Origin of the sequence: Methylobacterium ajmalii (assembly GCF_036448855.1) — a bacterium.
Classification (GTDB): Bacteria; Pseudomonadota; Alphaproteobacteria; order Rhizobiales; family Beijerinckiaceae; genus Methylobacterium; species Methylobacterium ajmalii.
Window position 1 is genome coordinate 1 of the sequence record NZ_JAZFXT010000065.1, and the last position, 20,248, is coordinate 20,248.

General features: G+C 73.6%; 13 protein-coding genes and 1 rRNA gene. 7 read left to right on the top strand and 7 right to left on the bottom strand.

The genetic code is table 11. From position 1 onward, the window contains the following. Positions 1 to 91 (top strand): 5S ribosomal RNA (gene rrf / locus V3T34_RS26680); the annotation flags it as partial. Between the two features lie 313 nt (positions 92 to 404). Here the strand turns inward: rrf and yghU are convergent. Continuing rightward, entirely contained in the window at positions 405 to 1,277 is an 873-nt protein-coding gene (yghU, locus tag V3T34_RS26685; protein ID WP_331369324.1) for a glutathione-dependent disulfide-bond oxidoreductase, read from the bottom strand. 346 nt (positions 1,278 to 1,623) lie between these two features. Here yghU and V3T34_RS26690 point away from each other — a divergent pair, with 346 nt between their 5' ends. Beyond that, positions 1,624 to 3,057 carry a phosphohexomutase domain-containing protein gene (locus tag V3T34_RS26690; protein ID WP_305078606.1) on the top strand — a complete coding sequence of 478 codons (1,434 nt, stop codon included), beginning with the start codon at positions 1,624 to 1,626 and terminating at the stop codon, positions 3,055 to 3,057. 31 nt (positions 3,058 to 3,088) lie between these two features. On the opposite strand, the gene V3T34_RS26695 is transcribed toward V3T34_RS26690, so the two are convergent. Continuing rightward, positions 3,089 to 4,678 (bottom strand): gamma-glutamyltransferase, encoded by a 1,590-nt coding sequence (locus tag V3T34_RS26695; protein WP_305078605.1) that lies wholly within the window; start codon positions 4,676 to 4,678, stop codon positions 3,089 to 3,091. Between the two features lie 544 nt (positions 4,679 to 5,222). Between V3T34_RS26695 and V3T34_RS26700 the strand changes: the two genes are divergently transcribed. Beyond that, complete coding sequence (locus V3T34_RS26700; RefSeq protein WP_305078604.1) at positions 5,223 to 7,643, top strand: putative bifunctional diguanylate cyclase/phosphodiesterase; 2,421 nt, start codon at positions 5,223 to 5,225, stop codon at positions 7,641 to 7,643. A gap of 422 nt (positions 7,644 to 8,065) precedes the next feature. Next, positions 8,066 to 10,114, top strand: coding sequence for a GAF domain-containing protein (locus V3T34_RS26705; RefSeq protein ID WP_305078603.1), 2,049 nt, complete (start codon positions 8,066 to 8,068; stop codon positions 10,112 to 10,114). A 15-nt stretch (positions 10,115 to 10,129) separates the two neighbouring features. Here V3T34_RS26705 and V3T34_RS26710 read toward each other — a convergent pair whose 3' ends face one another. Further along, a complete protein-coding gene (locus V3T34_RS26710; RefSeq protein WP_305078602.1) occupies positions 10,130 to 12,349 on the bottom strand; it encodes a CHASE domain-containing protein in 2,220 nt (739 codons plus the stop codon). Between the two features lie 391 nt (positions 12,350 to 12,740). On the opposite strand from V3T34_RS26710, the gene V3T34_RS26715 reads away from it, so the two are divergent. From V3T34_RS26715 to V3T34_RS26725, 3 genes are all read left to right on the top strand, one after another. Continuing rightward, positions 12,741 to 13,772 (top strand): aldo/keto reductase, encoded by a 1,032-nt coding sequence (locus tag V3T34_RS26715; protein WP_305078601.1) that lies wholly within the window; start codon positions 12,741 to 12,743, stop codon positions 13,770 to 13,772. A gap of 144 nt (positions 13,773 to 13,916) precedes the next feature. Beyond that, entirely contained in the window at positions 13,917 to 14,339 is a 423-nt protein-coding gene (locus tag V3T34_RS26720; RefSeq protein ID WP_060847457.1) for an RbsD/FucU family protein, read from the top strand. A 13-nt stretch (positions 14,340 to 14,352) separates the two neighbouring features. Continuing rightward, positions 14,353 to 15,216, top strand: coding sequence for an amidohydrolase family protein (locus V3T34_RS26725; protein ID WP_091890221.1), 864 nt, complete (start codon positions 14,353 to 14,355; stop codon positions 15,214 to 15,216). A gap of 10 nt (positions 15,217 to 15,226) precedes the next feature. On the opposite strand, the gene V3T34_RS26730 is transcribed toward V3T34_RS26725, so the two are convergent. The 4 genes from V3T34_RS26730 to V3T34_RS26745 form a co-directional block, all read right to left on the bottom strand. Next, on the bottom strand, positions 15,227 to 15,877 hold the full coding sequence (locus tag V3T34_RS26730; protein ID WP_305078600.1) for an aspartate/glutamate racemase family protein: 651 nt from the start codon (positions 15,875 to 15,877) through the stop codon (positions 15,227 to 15,229). A 172-nt stretch (positions 15,878 to 16,049) separates the two neighbouring features. Next, entirely contained in the window at positions 16,050 to 16,859 is an 810-nt protein-coding gene (locus tag V3T34_RS26735; RefSeq protein WP_305078599.1) for a GNAT family N-acetyltransferase, read from the bottom strand. A gap of 125 nt (positions 16,860 to 16,984) precedes the next feature. Further along, complete coding sequence (locus V3T34_RS26740) at positions 16,985 to 18,313, bottom strand: NAD(P)/FAD-dependent oxidoreductase (protein WP_305078598.1); 1,329 nt, start codon at positions 18,311 to 18,313, stop codon at positions 16,985 to 16,987. A 240-nt stretch (positions 18,314 to 18,553) separates the two neighbouring features. Next, positions 18,554 to 20,011 (bottom strand): aldehyde dehydrogenase family protein, encoded by a 1,458-nt coding sequence (locus V3T34_RS26745; protein WP_305078597.1) that lies wholly within the window; start codon positions 20,009 to 20,011, stop codon positions 18,554 to 18,556. Positions 20,012 to 20,248 lie beyond the last annotated feature (237 nt).

Here is a 20,248-nt window from a genome sequence, read left to right on the forward strand (position 1 = left end):
GAACCCGATCCCATCTCGAACTCGGCCGTTAACCGCCCCAGCGCCTATGGTACTGTGTCTCAAGACACGGGAGAGTCGGTCACCGCCAGACCTGCCAAGCACGTCACACGTTTCCTCGACACAATCCGAACACGACGAAGCCCGCCCGGCTCACGCCGGGCGGGCTTCGTCGTGTTCGGGTCAGGCTGTTCGTGCGTCCCGGTAACCGGTTCCGCGGATCCGCTTGAGCCCGCCTTTCGTGCGTCCGGTTATGGGCCGGTATGCATCGCCCGGTGCGAATCCGGACCTAACGTCCGCGCCCGCTGGAGGCCGGCTTCTTCGACCGCAGTTCGGCACGCCCCTCGCCAGTCCGGCGAGGAGCGGGGTGGAATCGAGCGCGTCATCGAACGATCCGATGGAAGCCGTCAGGCGCCCGCAATCTTGTCCTGCGTCTTCGTGTCGAAGTCGCTCGCGTCGTGGCGCTCGTGAATCTGGTCGGCCGGGTCGCCGGTGATGCGGTTGACCTTGCGCCCGCGCTGCACCGCCGGACGGGAGAAGATCTGGTCGGCCCAGCGCACGACGTTGCGATAGCTCTGGACGTCCAGGAACTCGGCCGCCTCGTAGAGCCAGCCTTTCACCACGCCGCCGTACCAGGGCCAGATCGCCATGTCGGCGATCGTGTAGGCGTCGCCCGCCACGAACTCGTGCTCGGACAGGCGCCGGTCGAGCACGTCGAGCTGACGCTTCGACTCCATCGCGTAGCGGTTGATCGGATACTCGAACTTCGTCGGCGCGTAGGCGTAGAAGTGCCCGAAGCCGCCGCCGAGGAAGGGCGCCGAGCCCATCTGCCAGAACAGCCACGACAGCGTCTCGGCCCGCGCCGCCGGCTCGGTCGGCAGGAAGGCGCCGAACTTCTCGGCGAGATAGGTCAGGATGGCCCCCGACTCGAACACCCGGACCGGCGTCGTGCCGCTGCGGTCGACGAGGGCGGGGATCTTCGAATTCGGGTTGGCCTCGACGAAGCCGGAGCCGAACTGGTCACCGTCGCCGATGCGGATGAGCCAGGCGTCGTACTCGGCGCCGGCATGGCCGAGCGCCAGCAGCTCCTCCAGCAGGATCGTGACTTTCTGGCCGTTCGGCGTGCCGAGCGAGTAGAGCTGAAGCGGGTGCTTGCCGACCGGCAGCGGCTTCTCGTGCGTCGGTCCCGCGATCGGTCGGTTGATGCTGGCGAAGCGGCCGCCGCTCTCCTTGTCCCAGGTCCAGACCTTCGGCGGCACGTAATCGGCTCGGTCGCTCATGGGCGCTCTCTCCGGTGTTGCGAGGCAACAGATAGGCGCGCCGCCGGCTCGGGGAGAGGGGCCATGCGCCGAGATAGTGGGCGCCGGAGACATGCGTCGAGGTGCGGGCCATGCATCGCCGATGAGCGCGGCGGCACGGACCGGTCGGCTGCCGCGTCCGGCACTGTCCGAACCAGAATTGGTCGTGTCTGATCGAGCGCTCCCCGGCGCCTATTGTGCCCCTCCCGCCATCGTGTTTTCTCGAACCGGACAGCGCGCCCCGGCGAACCCGCGCGGCCGCTTCCCGTTCGGGCGCCACGAGCGCCCGGTCGATGTGCGTCCGACCGGTTTCAAAGAGCATTGCCCGATGAACAGTTTGAAATTCGGCACCTCCGGGCTGCGCGGCCTGGTGACGGACCTGACCGGGCGGCCCAGCTTCGCCTATGCCGCCGCGTTCTTCGCCTCCGTCGGCGCCGAGCCGGGCATGCGCCGCGAGGTCGTGATCGGGCGCGACCTGCGCGCCAGCAGCGCGGGAATCGCCGCCACGGTCGCCACCGCGGCGGCCGCGGCCGGCCTGACCGCGATCGATTGCGGCCCGCTGCCGACGCCGGCCCTCGCGCTCGAGGCGGCACGGCGCGGCAGCCTCGCCGTCATGGTCACCGGCAGCCATATCCCGGACGATCGCAACGGCTTGAAGTTCTACCGCCCCGACGGCGAGATCACCAAGGCCGACGAGGCCGCCATCCTGGGCGCCCTCGGCGACATTGCCGACCCGGCGCCCCTCCCCCCGGCCGTCCCGGCCGAGCCGGAGCCGGACGCGATCGCGCGCTACCGCCGCCGCTACCTCGACGTCCTCGCTCCGGACATCCTGGCCGGCCTCACGATCGCGGTCTACCAGCAGAGCTCGGTCGCCCGCGACGTGCTCGTCGACGTGCTGTCGGCGCTCGGCGCCGACGCCGTGCCGATCGGCCGGTCCGAGACGTTCGTGCCGATCGACACGGAGGCCCATCACCCGCAGGACGTCGCGTTCATCCGCGAGGCCATGGCCTCCGGCGCGTTCGACGCGCTCGTCACCACCGACGGCGACGCCGACCGTCCCCTCGTCGCCGATGCACGCGGCCGCATCCTGCGGGGCGACGTCCTCGGCCTGATCACCGCCCGGTATCTCGGCGCCGACGCCGTCGTGGTGCCGGTGACGGCCGGCTCTGCCATCGAGCGCGCGGGCGGCTTCCGGCGCGTGCTGCGCACCCGGGTCGGCTCGCCCTTCGTGATCGCCGGCATGGAGCGGGCGGCGCGGGACGGGGCGAGGATCGTCTGCGGCTTCGAGGCCAATGGCGGCTTCCTCGTCGGATCGGACAGCCCTGTCGGCGATGGGGCCGGCCGCAAGGTCCTCCCGGCCCTGCCGACCCGCGACGCGGTGCTGCCGATCCTCGCGACCCTGGCGGCGGCCAGGCAGGCGGGCCTGCCGCTGGCCGACCTCGTGGCCGCGCTCGACGTGGGCGAGACGGCGAGCGACCGCCTGCCCGATACGCCGTCCGAGCGGAGCGGCGCGTTCCTGCGCCGTCTCGCCGAGGAGGCGTTCCGCCGCGACTTTCTTCGCCCCGTCGGGCAGCCGCACGGCGTCGACGAGCAGGACGGGGTCCGGATCGGGCTCGACGGCGACCGGACGATCCATTTCCGCGCCTCGGGCAACGCCCCCGAGCTGCGCTGCTACGCCGAGGCGAACTCGGCCCGCGACGCCGAGGAGCTGGTGCGGTGGGGCCTTGCCGCCGCGGCCGCCGCGATGGGCCGGACGGCCTGATCCGGTCCGTCATGGGGATAGGGGTCCGCCCCTACCCCGGAACCGCCACGGCGGCGGACCACGGCGAGGCGACGTCGCTGCACCCGGTCGCGACGTCGCCGTCGAGCCGGATCAGGTTGGGGCAGGCGAAGTTGATCGGGATCACGCCGTACTCGACGACCTCGACGGGCCCCGCGGCGGCGAGGGCGTCGCGGATCTCCGGCGCGAGCCGGAGATCCGCGCTCGTCCCCTCCGGGCCCGACACGTCGATGCGCGGCAGATGGGCCGCCGTCCCCGGATCCATCCCGAAATCGAGGAGGAAGGCGAGGGTCTGGTAGACGCTCGCCAGGATGCGCCGGCCGCCGGAGGCGCCGCCGGCGAGGCGGGGCCCCTCCCCGCCGCGCGGCGTCACGATCACCGGGCACATGTTGCAGAGCGGGCGCGTTCCGGGCGCGATCGGGTTGGCGCTGCCGGGCCGCGGATCGAACCACATCATCCCGTTGTTCATCAGGATGCCGGTCCTCGGCAGCACGACCCGGCTCCCCATCGAGGACAGGAGCGTCGTCGTCATCGACACCATCATGCCGTCCCGGTCCACGACGGTGAGGTGGGTGGTGCAGGTGTCGCCGGGCTCGGTGGCGGCGCCCAGTCCGGCCAGGCGCCGGCCGTAGGCCTCCCGCATGACGGTCGAGAGGCTCGCGAACCAGGCCCCGTCGGGGCCGCCCGGCGAGCAGGGGACCGGCGCCATCCCGGACACGACCTCGGCCAGCGTCGGCGCGGCGGTCAGGCCGCCGGCCGTGTGGACGAGATGGTCGCCGCGCCAGGCGATCGTGGGTGCCTCGCGCAGCACCGCCCGGCAGCCGGCCAGGTCCTCCCGGTCGATGACGCCGCCGAGCGCCGCGACGTCGGCGACGAGATCGGCGGCGACCGCGCCCTCGTAGAAATCCCGCAGGCCCGCCCCCGCCAGCCGCTCCAGCGTGTCGGCGAGGCGTCCGAGGGGCAGGAAGCCGGGCGTGCCCTGGTAGGGCGCCACCGGCGGCAGCCCGCCCGGCAGGTAGAGCCGGGCGCTCTCCTCGTAGAGCCGCAGCACCGAGGCCGAGGCGGCGATCTTGAGCGTGGTGAACCAGTCCTGGGCGAGCCCCCGGCGCGCGAGCCGCAGGGCCGGCGCGAGGAGGGCGGCCACCGGGCCGCCGGTCCCGAACGCGTCGTGCAGCTGCCCGTAGCCCGCGACCGCCGACGGGATGCAGAACGAGAGCGGGCCGTGGACGTTGCGGTCGCCCTCGACCTCCGGCCAGGTGAACAGGTCGCGCTTCGTCTGGCCCGTGAGCGGATAATCCTCGGCCCGGGCGTTGCGGCTCGAGACCGGCCCGAAATCGACGACCGTCGCCCGGCTCGCGCCGGGCGGCAGCACGAGGGCGAAGCCGATGCCCCCGAGCCCGCTGTTCCACGGCTCGACCGCCGCGAGGGCGAAGGCGGTGGCGACGGCGGCATCGGCGGCGTTGCCGCCCGCCGCCAGGATCGCGGCCCCGGCCTCGGCGGCCTCCCGGTTCTGGGCGACGACGAGCCCGTGCCGGCCCGACGCGACCGGCTTCGTCAGGCTCCAGTTCTGGGTCCGGTAGGGTGCGTGATCGTGAGCCGACATCCGTGTCCTCTGGCCTTCCCCGCGACGGGGCAGTGTGGCGGCTCGCACGCATCGGGCCAAGGGTGTGGGCAGGAATGCCTAGCAGGGGTGCTTGGGCAGGGGTGCCTGGGCAGGAGTGGGCCGGCGAGGAGGCGCCGCCAGACTGGTCAACCGCTCCGGCATGTCGACCGAAAACAGCCGATCGGGCGGGCCGAGCGGGCGACGCCGGCGCTGCAAAAAGGACTGAAATCTTTCAAACGTCGTCGAACGCCGGTCGCCGACCGGCGAGATGACCGGAAACACGGCGAAAAGCGTCGGATGCCTCGACTTTTCACGTTTCGGTTTGAACGCGTGTTAGGCCAACAAGTCCATCCTGGCGGACGGTGAGACGATCGATCTCATCGGGCGGGAGGTGTCGGATGCGGTGTGGGATCGGACAGTCCAGCTCGCATGCGTGCGACGCTCGCCGTCGAGGCGGACCGGTGCCCGCCGACATGCCCGGGCTCCTCCCCGACCGGCCTCGGCGCGACGGCGCCGGTCCGTCGCCTCGAACGGACGCGACGCCGTGAGCCCCACCGAGACGTCCCCCGCGGCCGCCCGCTCCCGCCCGGACCGCCCGGTCGACGACGCCTCCGGCTCGAGCAATCACCGGTTGCGCCACGAGACCCGCGTGGCGATGCTCGGCGAGACGCTGCAGCTCGCGAACTACTCCGCCGTGACGCAGGCCGCGGTGGCGGTGGCGCTCGCCTACATGTTCTGGGACATCGCCGCCCACGCCTATCTGCTGGGCCTGGCCGGGGCGGTGACCCTCCTGTGCGCCCTCACGGTGGCGGCGGCCCGGCGCTGCCGCGGCACCTTCGGAGCCGGGGCGAGCGAGCACGCGGTGCGGCGGGGCTTCGCCGTCTCGAAGCTGCTCGCCTTCGCGCTCGGCCTGTCCTGGGCCAGCCTGCCGGCGGTGCTGCTGCCGGGCATGGACAACGCCTACCGGGTCATCCTGGTGGCGGTCTGCGCCGGGCTCGTGTCGGACGCCTACGTCGTCGGCCCGATCTTCGGCGTCGCGTTCCTGCTCGCCGCGCCGGTGGTCGCCGGCTTGTTCGTCGGCCTGCTCGGCTGCGAGGCGCCGGTGGGCCAGTACATCGCGATCCTGCTCGCGGTCTACGCGGCGTTCGTGTTCCTCAGCGCGCGCCGCATGTGCCGGCTGTCTTACCAGCGCCTGTGGGACCGGGCGGTGGTGCAGGAGCAGAGCGAGACCATCGGCCTGTTGCTGAAGGATTTCGAGGAGGGCGCGAGCGACTGGCTCTGGGAAACGGACGGGACCGGGCGCCTGCACCATTCCCGCCGCCGCTTCGCCGGCCTGCTCGGCCGGGGCCGCGAGGACCTGGAGGCCGAGGACCTCAACGTCCTGGCGGTCCTGCGCGAGTTCGCGGCCGAGGGGGCGGCGCGCGGGGACGTCGAGGCGGTCATCGCCGCCGTCCAGGCCCGGCTGCCGTTCCGCGACCTCACGGTCAGCCTTCGCACCGCGCAGGGGACGCGCTGGTGGACGCTGAACGGAAAACCCGCCTTCGACCGGCAGGGCACCTTCCTCGGCTATCGCGGCGTCGGCTCCGACGTCACCGCGAGCCGGGCGGCGCAGGCCCGCATCGCCTTCCTGGCCGGCCACGACGCCCTGACGGGACTGCCCAACCGGACCAGCTTCCAGGGCGCGCTCGAGGATGTCTGTCGCGAGGCCGGCGGCGCCGAGCGCCGCTCCGCCCTGTTCTACCTCGACCTCGACGGCTTCAAGGGCGTCAACGACACCTGCGGCCACCTCGTCGGCGACCGGCTCCTGAAGGCGGTTGCGGCGCGCCTGCTCGCCGTCTGCGGCCCGCACGGCGCGTTCCGCCTCGGCGGCGACGAGTTCGCGGTTGTCGTCCGCGACGCGGAGCGGGCCGGGTCGGAGGCGCTGGCCTCGCGGATCGTGGCCGAGCTGCGTCGCCCGTACCGAATCGACGAGGCGCTGCTGGAGGTCGGCGTCAGCGTCGGCATCGCCACTGTACCCGACGACGCGCTCGACGCCTCCAGCCTCCTCCTGCGCGCGGACCTCGCCCTCTATGCCGCCAAGGCGGACGGCAAGGGCTGCTGGCGGACCTTCGATCCGGCGCTCGAGGAGAAGGCCCAGCACCACCGCCAGCTCGACCTCGACATGCGGGAGGCGCTCGCCGCCGACGCGATGGAGCTGCACTACCAGCCGCTGGTCGACCTGCGCAGCGGGCGCGTCGCGGGCTTCGAGGCGCTGCTGCGCTGGAACAAGCCGGGGCACGGCTGGGTCTCGCCGGGCGAGGTCATCCCGGTCGCCGAGGCCACCGGCTTCATCGTCGAGATCGGCCGCTGGGCGCTCGGGCGCGCCTGCGCCGACGCCCTCGCCTGGGACGGCTTGCGGGTCGCGGTCAACATCTCGTCCATCCACGTGCGCATGCCGGGCTTCCACGAGGAGGTCGCCGCGGTGCTGCGCGAGACCGGGCTGCGGCCCGACCTCCTCGAGATCGAGATCACGGAATCGGTGCTGCTCGACCACGGGGCGGAGGTGCTGGAGAACCTGAACCGCTTGCGCGCCCAGGGCGTGCGCATCGCGCTGGACGATTTCGGCACCGGGTACTCGTCCCTGAGCTACCTGACCGAGTTCCCGTTCGACAAGGTGAAGGTCGACCGTTCCTTCGTGCGCGACCTGCAGGGCCGGCCCGAGAAGGTCGCCGTGGTCGAGGCCATCGCCCGGATGGCGCGGGCCCTGTCGATGACGGTGACGGTCGAGGGCGTCGAGACCCGCCAGCAGCTCGACGTCCTGCGGGACAAGCGCTGCGACGTCGCGCAGGGCTTCCTCTACAGCCCGGCGCGGCCGGCCTGCGAGGTCGCGGCCCTCGTCGCACGGATCGAGGGCGCCGGCCTTCCGCCGCGCGAGGGCGACCCGCCCGCCGCCCGCCCGGTCCTGCCGCTCGCCCGCGCCTCCTGACCGGGGCGGTCCGTTCGGGCACCTCGGCGCCGGGGTCGATGCAGGATCTCGACCCGCCTCGCCGCCCGCCTCCCGGCGGACTGCACCGACGAGGCAAGATGGACCACAAGGAAGAAGATTTCATCCCCTTCGGTTGCACTGATTTATCGAACTAAAAGACGTGATTGAAATTTATCAAGCCTGATATGGGTCGTCGTGTGCTGTGGCTCCTTTTCAAGGTTGACGCGACGGCTTAACGTCCGCGCCCGGTTGGCGCGGGTCGGCGGGCGATGGCAATCGTGCAGGGGCGTGAGGGGCGGGCGCGGAAGGCGAGCGCCGCCTCCCCGGAGCGACATGGCCGGACGGGGCCGCCCGCGACCGCTTCCGGCGAGGCCGAGGCCTCGCGCCGCCCCTCGCACGCCCTGCGGCGTCGGGGCGCCGACATGACCCCGGCTTCCGGGATCGTTCCGGACGGCTACGTCGCCGATGCGGCGCGCGTCGCGGCGCTCGGGGGCTACGGCATCCTCGATACCTCGCCCGAGGAGGAGTTCGACGGGATCGTACGGCTGGCGAGCGAGGCCTGCGCCGTGCCGGTGGCCATGATCACCCTCGTTGCCGCCGACCGGCAATGGTTCAAGGCCCGCCTGGGCTTCGACGACCCCGAGACGCCGCTCGATCATGCGATCTGCGTCCACGCGCTGGCCGAGGAGACCGTGCTGGTGATCCCGGACCTCGCGCTGGATCGGCGGACGCGGGCGAACCGCGCCGTCACGGGACCGTCGGCCTTCCGCTTCTACGCGGCCGCCCCGCTGCGCAGCCCGTGCGGCCACGGCCTCGGGACGGTGTGCGTCATCGACCGCGCGCCGCGCGCGGACGGCCTCACGGCGTCCCAGGCCGGCATCCTGCATGCGCTCGGACGACAGGCGATGATCCTGCTGGAGGCGCGTCGCGCCCTCCGTGCGACGCGGGCGGAGGCCGACAGGCTGCGGGCGAGCGAGGCCTTCCTGCACGGTGTCCTGTCCGCGTCGCCTGATTGCATCAAGGTGCTCGACCTCGACGGCCGCCTCGACTTCATGAACGGCCCCGGCCTGCGCGCCATGGAGGTCGACGACTTCGCGACGATCGCCGGAACCCCATGGCCCAGCCTCTGGTCGGGGCAGGCCGAAGCCGCGGCCCGCACGGCCGTCGCGGCTGCCGCCGGCGGCGGCGAGGGGCGCTTCGAGGCGTGGGCCGGCACCCTGCGCGGCGTCGCCAAGTTCTGGGACGTGTCTGTGACGCCGATCCGCGGCCCCGATGCCCGGCCGGAGCGCCTCCTCGCGATCTCGCGCGACCGGACCGCCGAGAAGCGGGCCGCCGGGCGCCAGGCTGCCCTGACGACGCTCGGCGACCGTCTCCGGGATGTCCCCGACGCCGACGCGGTCGCCGCCGTCGTCGCCGAGACGGCCGGGGACGCTCTCGGCCTCATCCGGGCGGCCTACGGCGTCGTCGACCGGACCGAGAGCTGCATCGACTTCCAGCGGGACTGGACGCGGCCGGGCCAGCGCAGCGTCATGGGCCGCCACGCCTATGCGGATTACGGCACCTACGTCGAGGACCTGCGCCGGGGCGAGACGGTGGTGGTCGCGGACGTCCGGACCGATCCCCGCACCGCGCCGAGCCACCGCGCGCTCGGACGCTTCGGCATCGGGGCGCTCGTCAACGTGCCGACCATGGCGGAGGGCCGCCTCGTCGGGGTGCTGTGCCTCCACGATGCCGGACCGCGCGCCTGGACGCGCGAGGAAGTCGCCTTCGCGCAGGTCGTCGCGGAACGGGCAGGGCTCGCGCTGGCACGGATCGCCGCCGAGGAGCAGCAGCAGCTCCGGACCCACGAGATCGCCCACCGGCTCAAGAACCTCCTGGCGATGGTCCAGGCGATCGCCGGCCAGACACTCCGCTCGGCCGCCGACCTGACGGCCGCGGGCGAGGTCCTGGCCGGCCGCCTCGCCGCCCTCGGGCGGTCCCACGATCTGCTCCTGGGCGGGGAGACGGGCGGCGAGGCGGGCGGCAGCGCCATCCGGGACGTGATCGCACGCGCGTTGCACCTGCACGCCGACGCGTCCGGCCGCTTCGACCTGTCCGGGCCGGAGGTACCGGTCGGCGGGCCGGTCGCCCTGTCGCTGTCGCTGATGCTGCACGAACTGGCGACGAACGCGGCGAAGTACGGCGCCCTCTCGAACGCGGCCGGGCGGGTCGCGGTCGCCTGGGACGTCCGCGAGGCCGGAGGCGTACCGCGGTTGCGGCTCGCCTGGCGCGAGAGCGGCGGCCCGCCCGTGACGCCCCCCACGCGCCGCGGGTTCGGGACCAGGCTGATCGAGCGCGGGCTGACCGGCCTGGTGGGAGGCGAGGTTGCGCTCTCGTTCCCGCGCGACGGATTCGCGTGCATCGTCGAGGCGCCGCTCGCGGCCTTCCAGGCCGGCAATCCGGATGTCGGTCTCGAAGGCGGCAGAGCCTGAGCGCCGGGCCTGCGGTCAGAGCGCGATCATCTCGCGGATGCGCGCCGCCAGGACGTCGACCGCGAACGGCTTCGTCAGCACCGCCATGCCGGGCTCGATCCGGTCGTTGTCGAACAGGGCGGTCTCGGCGAAGCCGGTGATGAACAGGACCTTCAGGCCCGGCCGGCTCGCCCGGGCGGCGTCGGCCAGCTGGCGCCCGTTCATGCCGCCGGGCAGACCCACGTCGGTCACCAGCAGGTCGACGCGCGCGTCCGACTGGAGCACCCGCAGGCCGCCGGCCCCGTCGGTGGCCTCGACCGCAGTGTAGCCGAGCTCGCTCAGGACGTCGCTCACGAGCATCCGCACGGTCGGCTCGTCGTCGACGATCAGCACGGTCTCGCCGGCCACGGCCGGGGCCATCGGGCGCCTCTCGGGGACGGAGCCGTCCCCGTCGGCCTCGCCGCGGTGCCGCGGCAGGTAGAGGCACACCGTCGTGCCGGAGCCGACCTCGGAGGCGATCCGCACCTGCCCGCCCGACTGCTTGGCGAAACCGTAGATCATCGACAGGCCGAGCCCGGTCCCCTCGCCCATCGGCTTGGTGGTGAAGAACGGGTCGAACGCCCGGGCGACGACCTCGGGCGGCATGCCGGCGCCGGTATCCGACACGCACAGGGACAGGTACTGCCCCTCCGGCATGTCCTGCGCCTCGGCCCGACGGCGGTCGATCCAGCGGTTCTGGGTCTCGATCACGATCCGGCCGCCGTCCGGCATCGCGTCCCGGGCGTTGATGCACAGGTTCAGGAGCGAGTTCTCGAGCTGCGAGGGATCGACCAGCGCGGGCCAGAGGTCGTCCGCCCCCGCATGCCGCACGTCGATGCCCGGTCCGACGGTGCGCTGGACCAAGTCGAGCATCCCGTCCACCAGCCGGTTCACGTCGACCGCCCGGGGCGCCAGCGTCTGCCGGCGCGAGAAGGCGAGGAGGCGATGGGTCAGCGCCGCCGCCCGCTTCGAGGCCCCCTGCGCGGCGGCGATGTACTTCGCGACGTCCTTGGAGCGGCCCTGGCCGATGCGGGCCTCGATCAGCTCCAGCGAGCCCGAGATCGCCGCCAGCAGGTTGTTGAAGTCGTGGGCGAGCCCGCCGGTGAGCTGGCCCACCGCCTCCATCTTCTGGGATTGGCGCAGCACCTCCTCCATGCGAGCGCGCTCCTCGCCGGCCTGGCGCAGGCGGTCGGCCGCCTCCCGCAGGTCCCGCGTCCGGTCCTGGACCCGGGCCTCCAGCGAGGCGTTGAGGCGGCGGATCTCGTCCTGCGTGCGGCGCTGGCGGAACGCGGCGAAGCCGAGGAGAGCGGTGGCGAGCAGGCCGCCGCCGCCGATCAGCCAGACCTCGGACAGGGCCGAGGCGCGCCGCGGGGAGAGACGCTGCTCGAACCTCACCGTCCAGGTGCGGCCGCCGAGCTTGAGCGTCGCCTCGCGCGTTAGCCGTCCCGCCACGGCGTCCGTGGCGCGCGCGGACCGGTGCAGCAGCGTCGCTTCGTCCGGGGCGCCGTCGTAGATCGCGAAGGCCGCGTCCTCCTCGGCCCTGGCCGCCACGATGCTGTTGAACAGGTCGTTGGCCCGGAACGCGCCGAAGACGAAGCCGAGGAAGCGGCGGCGGCGCTCGGCGAGATCGGACGGCACGCCGCCCCCGGCATAGACCGGCATGGCGACGAGGAAGCCGGCCTGCTTGTTCGCGTCGATCTCCTGAACGAGCTGGATGCGCGCCGAGGCGGCCGGCTGGCCGCTGTCGCGGGCGCGCTCGACCATGTCGCGCCGGACCGGGTCGGACATCACGTCGTAGCCGATGGCGGCCTGGTTGCGCGGGTTCGGCGGCTCGGCGAACAGGACCGGGCTGATCAGCGGGTTGTCGGTCGACGGGTGGACGCGGAAGCCCGGCACGCCCAGCGCCTCGGCCCTCGCGGCGAACCGCTCGCGCTCGGCGGCCGGCAGGGTCGGGGTGAAGCCGATGCCGAGGAAGCCGGGATACAGGCTCTGGAACTCGATGCGGTCGACATAGGCCCGGAACTCGGCCAGCGTGACGGCGTCGCCGTGGGCGGCGAACAGGCCGGCGCCGCCGCGCAGGAGCGCGGCATAGGTGCGGAACTGGTCCTCGACCGAGCGCAGCTCGACCTCGGTCGCGTGCAGGAAGGTCAGGCGGTCCCGCGTCGTCGCCGCCCGCCAGGTCGCGGCGGTGCCCAGCCCCGTGGCGAGCAGGCCCACGGCGAGGATCGCGTGCGGGATCCAGCGCCACGCCCGCGGTGCCGGCGGTCGCGCAGGAGCCGGCGTCTCGTCGTGGACCTGCGGGAGGGAAGGTTCGTGCAAGGACGGGGACCGGGCAAGCGGGACAGCGCGTCGTGCAGGGCTCGGGCCCTGCCGGGCCGCCCCATGATGCCGCCGCCGACGCGGTTTAGCGAGCCGCGGGCGACGGACCGTCCACCATCGGACCGACCGGAGCCCTTGGCGCGGACCCCGAAGCGCCGGGACGCCCGGACCCGGCGCCAGCGCGAGATGTCTCGTGCCGCATCAACGGCCTCGGGGCGAGGTCGTTGATGCGGCAAGAGAATCATCGGAACATCTCCTCACGGGTAAATAAACTCCGGGAGGCGGATCGATGAAGGTTTCGGACGAGCGCCCGCTCAAGCGGGCGGGCCTTGCGCTCACGGCCCTCGGCCTCGGCACCGCGCCGCTCGGCGGGCTCTACGCGCCGGTGCCGCTGGCGGATGCCCGCGCCACGCTCGACGCGGCCCTCGCGTCGGGCATCCGGCACGTCGACACGGCGCCGATGTACGGGCTCGGGCGCGCCGAGCACCTCGTCGGCGAGCGCTTGCGCGAGGCGGATCCGGCCGGGTTCGTCGTCTCGACCAAGGTCGGCCGGCTGATGGGCATCGAACGGCCCGGCCGGCCGCTGCCGCCGGAGGCGGCCCGCAACGCGTTCGATTCCGGCTGGCACAACGGCCTCTCGTTCCGGGAGATCTTCGACTATTCCTACGACGCGATCCTGCGCTCCTACGACGATTCGCGCCAGCGCACCGGCCTGTCGAAGCTCGACCTCCTGTTCGTCCACGACATCGGCCGGGTCACCCACGGCGAGGCGCACGCGCATCACTGGAACGCGCTGACCCGGGGCGGCGGCTTCCGGGCCCTCGCGGAGCTGCGCTCGGCCGGGCTGATCGCCGGGTTCGGCCTCGGCGTCAACGAGACCGGGGCGATCGCCGAGGCGATGGAGGAGGCCGACCTCGACGTCTGCCTGCTCGCCGGCCGCTACACCCTCCTCGACGCCTCGGCGGCGCAGGCGCTGCTGCCCAAGGCGCTCGCCCGGGACGTCGCCCTGGTGATGGGCGGGGTACTCAACTCCGGCATCCTCGCCGCCGCCGGCCCGGGCCGCAGGACGTACGACTACGTCGACGCGCCGCCCGCGATCCTCGCCAAGGCCGAGGCGCTGGAGGCGGAATGCCGGGCGTTCGGCGTGCCCCTGCCGGCGGCCGCGCTCCAGTTCCCGCTGCGCCATCCGGCCACCGCCAACGTGGTCGTCGGCGCCAGGAGTGCGGCGGAGCTGCGCCAGGCCGTGGCCTGGTTCGAGCAGCCGATCCCCGACGGGCTGTGGCGGAGCCTGGAGGACAAGGGGTTGATCGCCGCGCCCTAAGGCCCGTCCCGCCCCAGGACCGGGCCTGCGGTCGCGTTGCCCGGCTCGGCGGCGGAGACTAACCTGGCGCCGTGACGACGTCCGCCGGACCGGGTGACGACGGCGTCATGCCGGCCCGCGACGGAACGGGCACGAGGAAACGCCATGCTGAAGACCATCGACCCGCTGCTCAACGGGCAGCTCCTCGCGATCCTGGACGACATGGGCCACGGCGACGAGATCGTCGTCGCCGACGCCAACTTCCCCTCGGCGAGCAACGCCCGGCGGCTGGTGGACCTGCCGGGCACGACGGCGCCGGCGCTCCTCGATGCGATCCTGTCGCTCCTGCCCCTCGACGACTTCGTCGAGAGCCCGATGGCGGTGATGCAGGCCCCGCCCGAGACCCGCCCGCTCTACGACGGCTACCAGGCGAGCGCCGACCGTGCCGAGGGGCGCTCGATCGCGATCACCGAGATGCCGATCCCCGAGTTCTACGCCCGCACCCGCACCGCCTACGCGGTGGTCCGCAGCGGCGAGCGGCGCCTCTACGCCAACTTCCTGCTGCGCAAGGGCGTGATCTACCCGTGAACGGGATCGACCCGTGACCGGGGCAATCGACAGCCACCAGCACTTCTGGCGCGTGGCGCGCGGCGATTACGGCTGGATGGGCGAGCATGTCTCCCCTCTCCTGCGCGACTTCATGCCGGACGACCTCGCGCCGCTTATGCGCCGGGCCGGCATCGCCCGCACGATCCTGGTCCAGGCGGCAGAGACCGAGGCCGAGACCGATTTCCTGCTCGAGGTCGCCGCCCGGACCGAGTACGTCGCCGGGGTCGTCGGCTGGCTCGACATGGAGTCCGACGCCTTCCCGGAGCGGCTGGCGCATTATCGCAAGAACCCGCTCCTCGTGGGCCTGCGCCCGATGCTGCAGGATCACGACGACGACCGCTTCATCCTGCGGCCGCGCGTCCTCGACAACCTGCGGCGCGTGGCGGAGAGCGGGCTCGCCTTCGACATCCTCGTCTTCCCGCGCCACCTGCCGCACGTCGCCGAGGCCCTGGCCCGGGTGCCCGCCTTGCGCGCCGTGGTCGACCATCTGGCCAAGCCTCCGGTCGCGACCGGCGCCCTCGATCCCTGGCGAGCGGACCTCGCCGCCCTGGCGGCGTTCCCGGGCGTCTCCTGCAAGGTGTCGGGCCTCGTCACGGAGGCGCGGGCGGACTGGTCGCTCGCCGATCTCGCGCCCTACGTCGATCACGCGGCCGAGTGCTTCGGCGAGGACCGCCTGCTGTTCGGCTCCGACTGGCCGGTGGCGACCCTGGCGGCGACCTACGGCGAGGTCGCCCACGCGGCCCGGGCGCTGCTGGGCACCCGCTTCGGCCCCGCGGCGATGGCCAGGATCTTCGGCGGCAACGCGATGCGGGTCTACGGGCTCTCGGACCGACGATCCGCCGGAGGGGCGACGTGAGGCAGGGCGATCACACCCCGCCCATGGCGGCGACCGCCGCGGCGAGCCCGGACCGCGGGCTGTCGAGCGGGCGCTCCTCCGGGGCGAGCCGCTCGCCGGCCGAGGCCATCGACGCCTGGGCCAGCGCGACGCGGGCGGCTCCGGCCCGCCGCGCGTCCCTGACGGCGTCGGCGATCGTCGCCAGATAGAGGTCCCGGTCCCCGGCCTTGAGCGCCGCCCAGGCTCCGGGGACGAGGTGCATCGCGATCTCGGCCCCGGTCCCCCGGGCCGCCGCCTCGAACAGCCGCCGCGTCGGCTCCAGGGTGGTCTCGACCGCGCACAGCACGGCGATCCTGCCGCCACCTGCGACCGCCTCGGCGGCCAGCGCGGCGTCGACCCGCATGACCGGCACCGGCGCGTCCCGCCCGGCCTCCTCGACCGCGGGGCCCAGGGTCGAGCAGGTCAGGAGGACGGCGTCGGCCTCGGCGCACAGCCCCCGCAGGAGTGCGGCCGTCTCGGCGCGGATCTCGGGGGTGAGGTGCCCGGCCCGCTCCGCCCCGGCGAGGAGATCGGGACGGACCGCGTGGCTCAGCGCCACGTCGCGAAAGCTCGTCTTCGTCAGGGCGGCCTCGAACACGTCGACATTGCTGTCGATGGTGTGCAGGCAGGCGATGCGTCGCATGGGGCGGTCCTCACCGGGGTTGCTTCGGCCTTATGCCGGCCAGGCGAGTGTCGGCGATCCGCGCCGGCGGGGCCAGCGCGCGATCGTGCGGCACCGTGGGCGGCGAACCGCCTGCCGCCGACCGACGGACCCACGCGGACGATGCCTCGGCAAGCCGAGGCTTCGGATCCACTCAGCCCAGGGCCTGGCTCGCCAGGCCGTAGACCTGCACGGACCCGCCGCGCTCGTCCTCGCCCCGGGTCATCTCGACGCTGCGATCGACGTTGACCAGGCCCGAGGCCGACAGGAACTCGGCGAAGGGACCGTCGTCGCGACGGGTGTCGACGCGCAGGAACGCCCCGGCATGGTCCCGCACGTGGACCGAGGCGAGGGCGACCGCGTCGTCGTCCGACGCGGCGACGATCGGGCCGACGACGTGGCCGCGCCCGAAGGGCCGGCAGACCGAGAAGCCGATGATCCGGCCGTCGCGCTCCAGCACCGCGGTCCGGCCCTGCGCCCGGAGGGCGTGCAGGAGCGCCGTGCGGTCGCCGCCGGTGGCGGCGGCGTCGAGCCCCTCGATCGCGGCCCAGTCCGCCTCCGCGGCCGGACGCACGCGCTCGTCGGCCACCGCCGCGCCCGCATCGGCCTGGCCCTGGTGCTGCGTGATCGACCCGCTGACGACGAAGCCGAGCCGCTCGTAGAGCGGGCGGCCCGCCGCGGTCGCCGTCAGCCGGATCGCCCGCGCGCCGGCCCGCGCGATCAGGTCGCTCATCAGCCGCTTGCCGGTCCCGCGGCCCTGCAGGGCGGGATCGACGATCACCATGCCGATCGTCGCCAGGCGCTCGCCGTAGAGCCACGACATCGCGCAGCCGGTGATCGCGCCGCCCTCGGTGGCGACCAGGCCCCGGCCGACGGCGTGGAACAGCCGCCAGTCCTCGAGCCGGTGGGGCCAGCGCACCGCCTGGGACAGGGCGTGCCCCCGCTCCAGGTCCTGCTCCGTCATGGAGCGAATCTCAGTCGTAGCCGTCATGGCGAGCCGGAACTCCTCGGGGGCGGCCGTCGCACGGAGGCGGACCGCGTGGATCGAACGAAATCGGGGGGGGCGGCGGCGGGGCCGCGATCGGGGCGTCAGAACTCCGCGACCTTCCCCCAGGCCGAGGCGTGGAAGCGATCGGGATGGTAGGGGCGCGGATCGACCAGCGGCTCGGCGCCGGTGACGATGTCGGCGATGAGGTGGCCGGCGCCCGGGCCGATGCCGAAGCCGTGGCCGGAGAAACCCGCCGCCAGGACGAGGCCGGGCACGCCCGTGACCTCGCCGATTCCCGGCACGCCGTCGGGCGTCGAATCGACGTAGCCGGCCCAGGACGCGGTGATCGCGGTGTCGCGCAGGGCCGGCAGCAGCGCGAGGGCGCGCCGGTGGGTCTCGGCGACGAGGCGCGCGTCGGGCTTCGGATCGAGGATGCGCATGCGCTCCATCGGCGTCGGCTTGTCGAGGGCCCAGCGCTTCGCGGTCTCGTGGCCGCTGCGCCACGCCTCGGCGCCACCCGGCAGGAGGACGCGCCAGCGCTTGGCGAACATCGGCACGAACTCGCGGGCGAACAGGATCTGCTGCGGCGTGGGATCGACCCGCGCGCGCCCGCTGATCGCCAGGTTGTAGCCGCCGCTCTCGCCGCGGCGGGTGAGCGAGACGCCCGCGGTGTAGAGCGCGTCCGGCAGGCCGGCGACGTTGGGGCCGACCGCCATGATCGACTGGCGCACCGCCGCCTGCGGGAAGCGGATGCCGAGCTGGCGCACGAACGACGACGCCCAGGCGCCGCCGGCCATGACCGCCACCTTCGTGCGGATGGTGCCCTTCTCGGTCACGACTCCGCTGACGCGCCCGCCCTCGAGCTCGAGGCCGCGGGCGGCGCAGAACTGGTGCACGGTCCCGCCGGCCTTCATCACGCCGCGCGCGGCGATCGGCACCGCCCGGGAGGTGTCGGCGATGCCGTCGGTGGGCGATAACACCCCGCCCTTCCACTCCCGGCCGGTGGCCCGGCCGTGCTCGCGCGCCTCGGCGGCGCCGAGCACGTGGGTGACGACGCCCTCGCCGGCGGCGAAATCGCGCCACTTGGCCCAGCGGGCGATCTCGGCCTCGTCGTTGCTGAGGTAGAGGAGGCCGCAGCGCCGGAAGCCCGGATCCTCGCCGATCTCGGCCGCGAGCCGGTCCCACAGGTCGAGGGCCTTGGTCGCCATCGGCAATTCGCGGGCGTCGCGGTTCTGCTGGCGGCACCAGCCCCAGTTGCGGCTCGACTGCTCGGCCCCGATCCGGCCCTTCTCGACGAGCGCGACGCTGACGCCCCGGCGCGCGAGGTAGTAGGCCGTGAACGTGCCCACGACCCCGCCGCCGATCACCACGACATCGGCGGCCGCCGGCAGGTCCGGCGTCGTGTCGATATGGAGGAGAGGTGCTGGCATCCGTGGGCTCCCTAAGCAGATTTCGCCGAAGTGGTGACCGGTTCGGCGCCGAAAATCTGCGACAAGACAAGAACCTGAGCGGGCGAAGCGTTGGCCTGCCAACGCAAGTCTGCTTGGCGTCCGGGACAGCCTAGCCGGGCGCCTCGATCCGGGTGTGCCGGAGTGGCCGGACGGGCCGGCATATTCTGCTGCGCGGCGTGCGCCGGCCGCCGGTATCGTCCGGCGGGCCGGCCCCCGGGCTCAGTCGTAGTAGCCGAGGATCGCCTTGGTCTCGAGGTACTCCTCCAGCCCCTCGCGGCCGTATTCCCGGCCGTTGCCCGAGCGCTTGTAGCCGCCGAACGGCGCCTCCGGATCCCAGGCCGGGGCGTTGAGGTGGACCTGCCCGGCGCGGATGCGGCCGGCCACCGCCCGCACCTGCGCCATGTCGGTGCCCTGGACGTGGGCGCCCAGCCCGTAGATCGTGTCGTTGGCGATCTCCACCGCCTCCTCGACGCCGTCGTAGGGCAGGATCGCCAGGACCGGCCCGAAGATCTCCTCCTGGGCGATCGCCATGTCGCGGCGCACCTCGGAGAAAACGGTCGGCCGGGCGTAGAGGCCGGTCGTCAGGCCGTCGGGCCGTCCGGTCCCGCCGGCGACGAGCTTGGCGCCCTCCTCGATGCCGATCGCGATCATCCGCTGGATGCGGTCGTACTGCGCCCGGTTGGCGATCGCCCCGTGGGTCGTCGCCTCGCGCCGCGGATCGCCGACGACGAATCCGGCGACGGTCGTGCGCGCCAGGGCCTCCACCTCGGCGAGACGGGCGCGGGGCACCAGCATCCGGGTCGGGGCGCTGCAGGATTGCCCGAGGTTGCGCATCGCCGCGGCGATGCCGAGGGGGATGCAGCGGGCGAGATCGGCATCCGGGAGCACGACGTTGGGCGACTTGCCGCCGAGCTCCTGCGCCACGCGCTTGACCGTCGGCGCGGCCGCCTGCGCCACCAGCACGCCGGCCCGCGTCGACCCGGTGATCGAGATCATGTCGACCTCCGGATGGGTGGAGAGCCCCTCCCCGACCACCGGCCCGGTGCCGTTGACGAGGTTGAACACGCCGGCCGGGCAGCCGGCCTCGTCCATCACCTCGGCGAACAGGAGCGCGCTCAGGGGCGAGAGCTCGCTCGGCTTGAGGACCACGGTGCAGCCCGCCGCCAGGGCCGGGGCGACCTTTGCGGTGATCTGGTAGAGCGGCCAGTTCCACGGCGTGATGAGGCCGCACACGCCGATGGCCTCGCGGGCAATGGCGGTGGTGCCGCGCCGCGACAGGAACGGAAAGGTCGCCATGAGATCGCGCGCGACCCGGATATGGGCGGCGGCGAGCGGCACCTGGGCCTCTCGGGCATAGGTGATGGGCGCGCCCATCTCGGCGCTCAGCGTCTGCGCGAAAGCCTCGAGCCGCGCGATCACGAGGCCGTGGACGCGGTCGAGCAGCGCCGCGCGCTCGGCGGGCGCCGTGCGCGACCAGGCCGGGAAGGCGCGCCGGGCGGCGGCGACCGCGTGCGCGACGTCGGCCTCGGTCCCCAGAGCGATCTCGGCGATCACCGTCTCGCTCGCCGGGGATACGACGGCGACGCGCTCCGCGCCCGCGCCCTCGCGCCAGGCGCCGTCGACGTAGAACCGGTCGAGGCGGCCGGCCTCGGCGAGGTGCCGGATGGGATCGGTCATGGCAGGCGGTCCTTCAGGTGGCAAACGGGGGCCGGCGAGCGGCGGCGACCGGGGCGGGCCGGGCTCTCGACCATCCCGGTCGATAGGCGCGCCGCTCTCGCCCTCCCTCACCGACCGGCGGTCCGCGGCGCGAGCCGGTCCCACCCGGGAGGGGGCTCGACATCGGCCGTCGCCGGCTTCGCGAGCGATCCGCATGTTCCGCCGGGACGATGATGCGCGACGGCCGACCACAGCTTT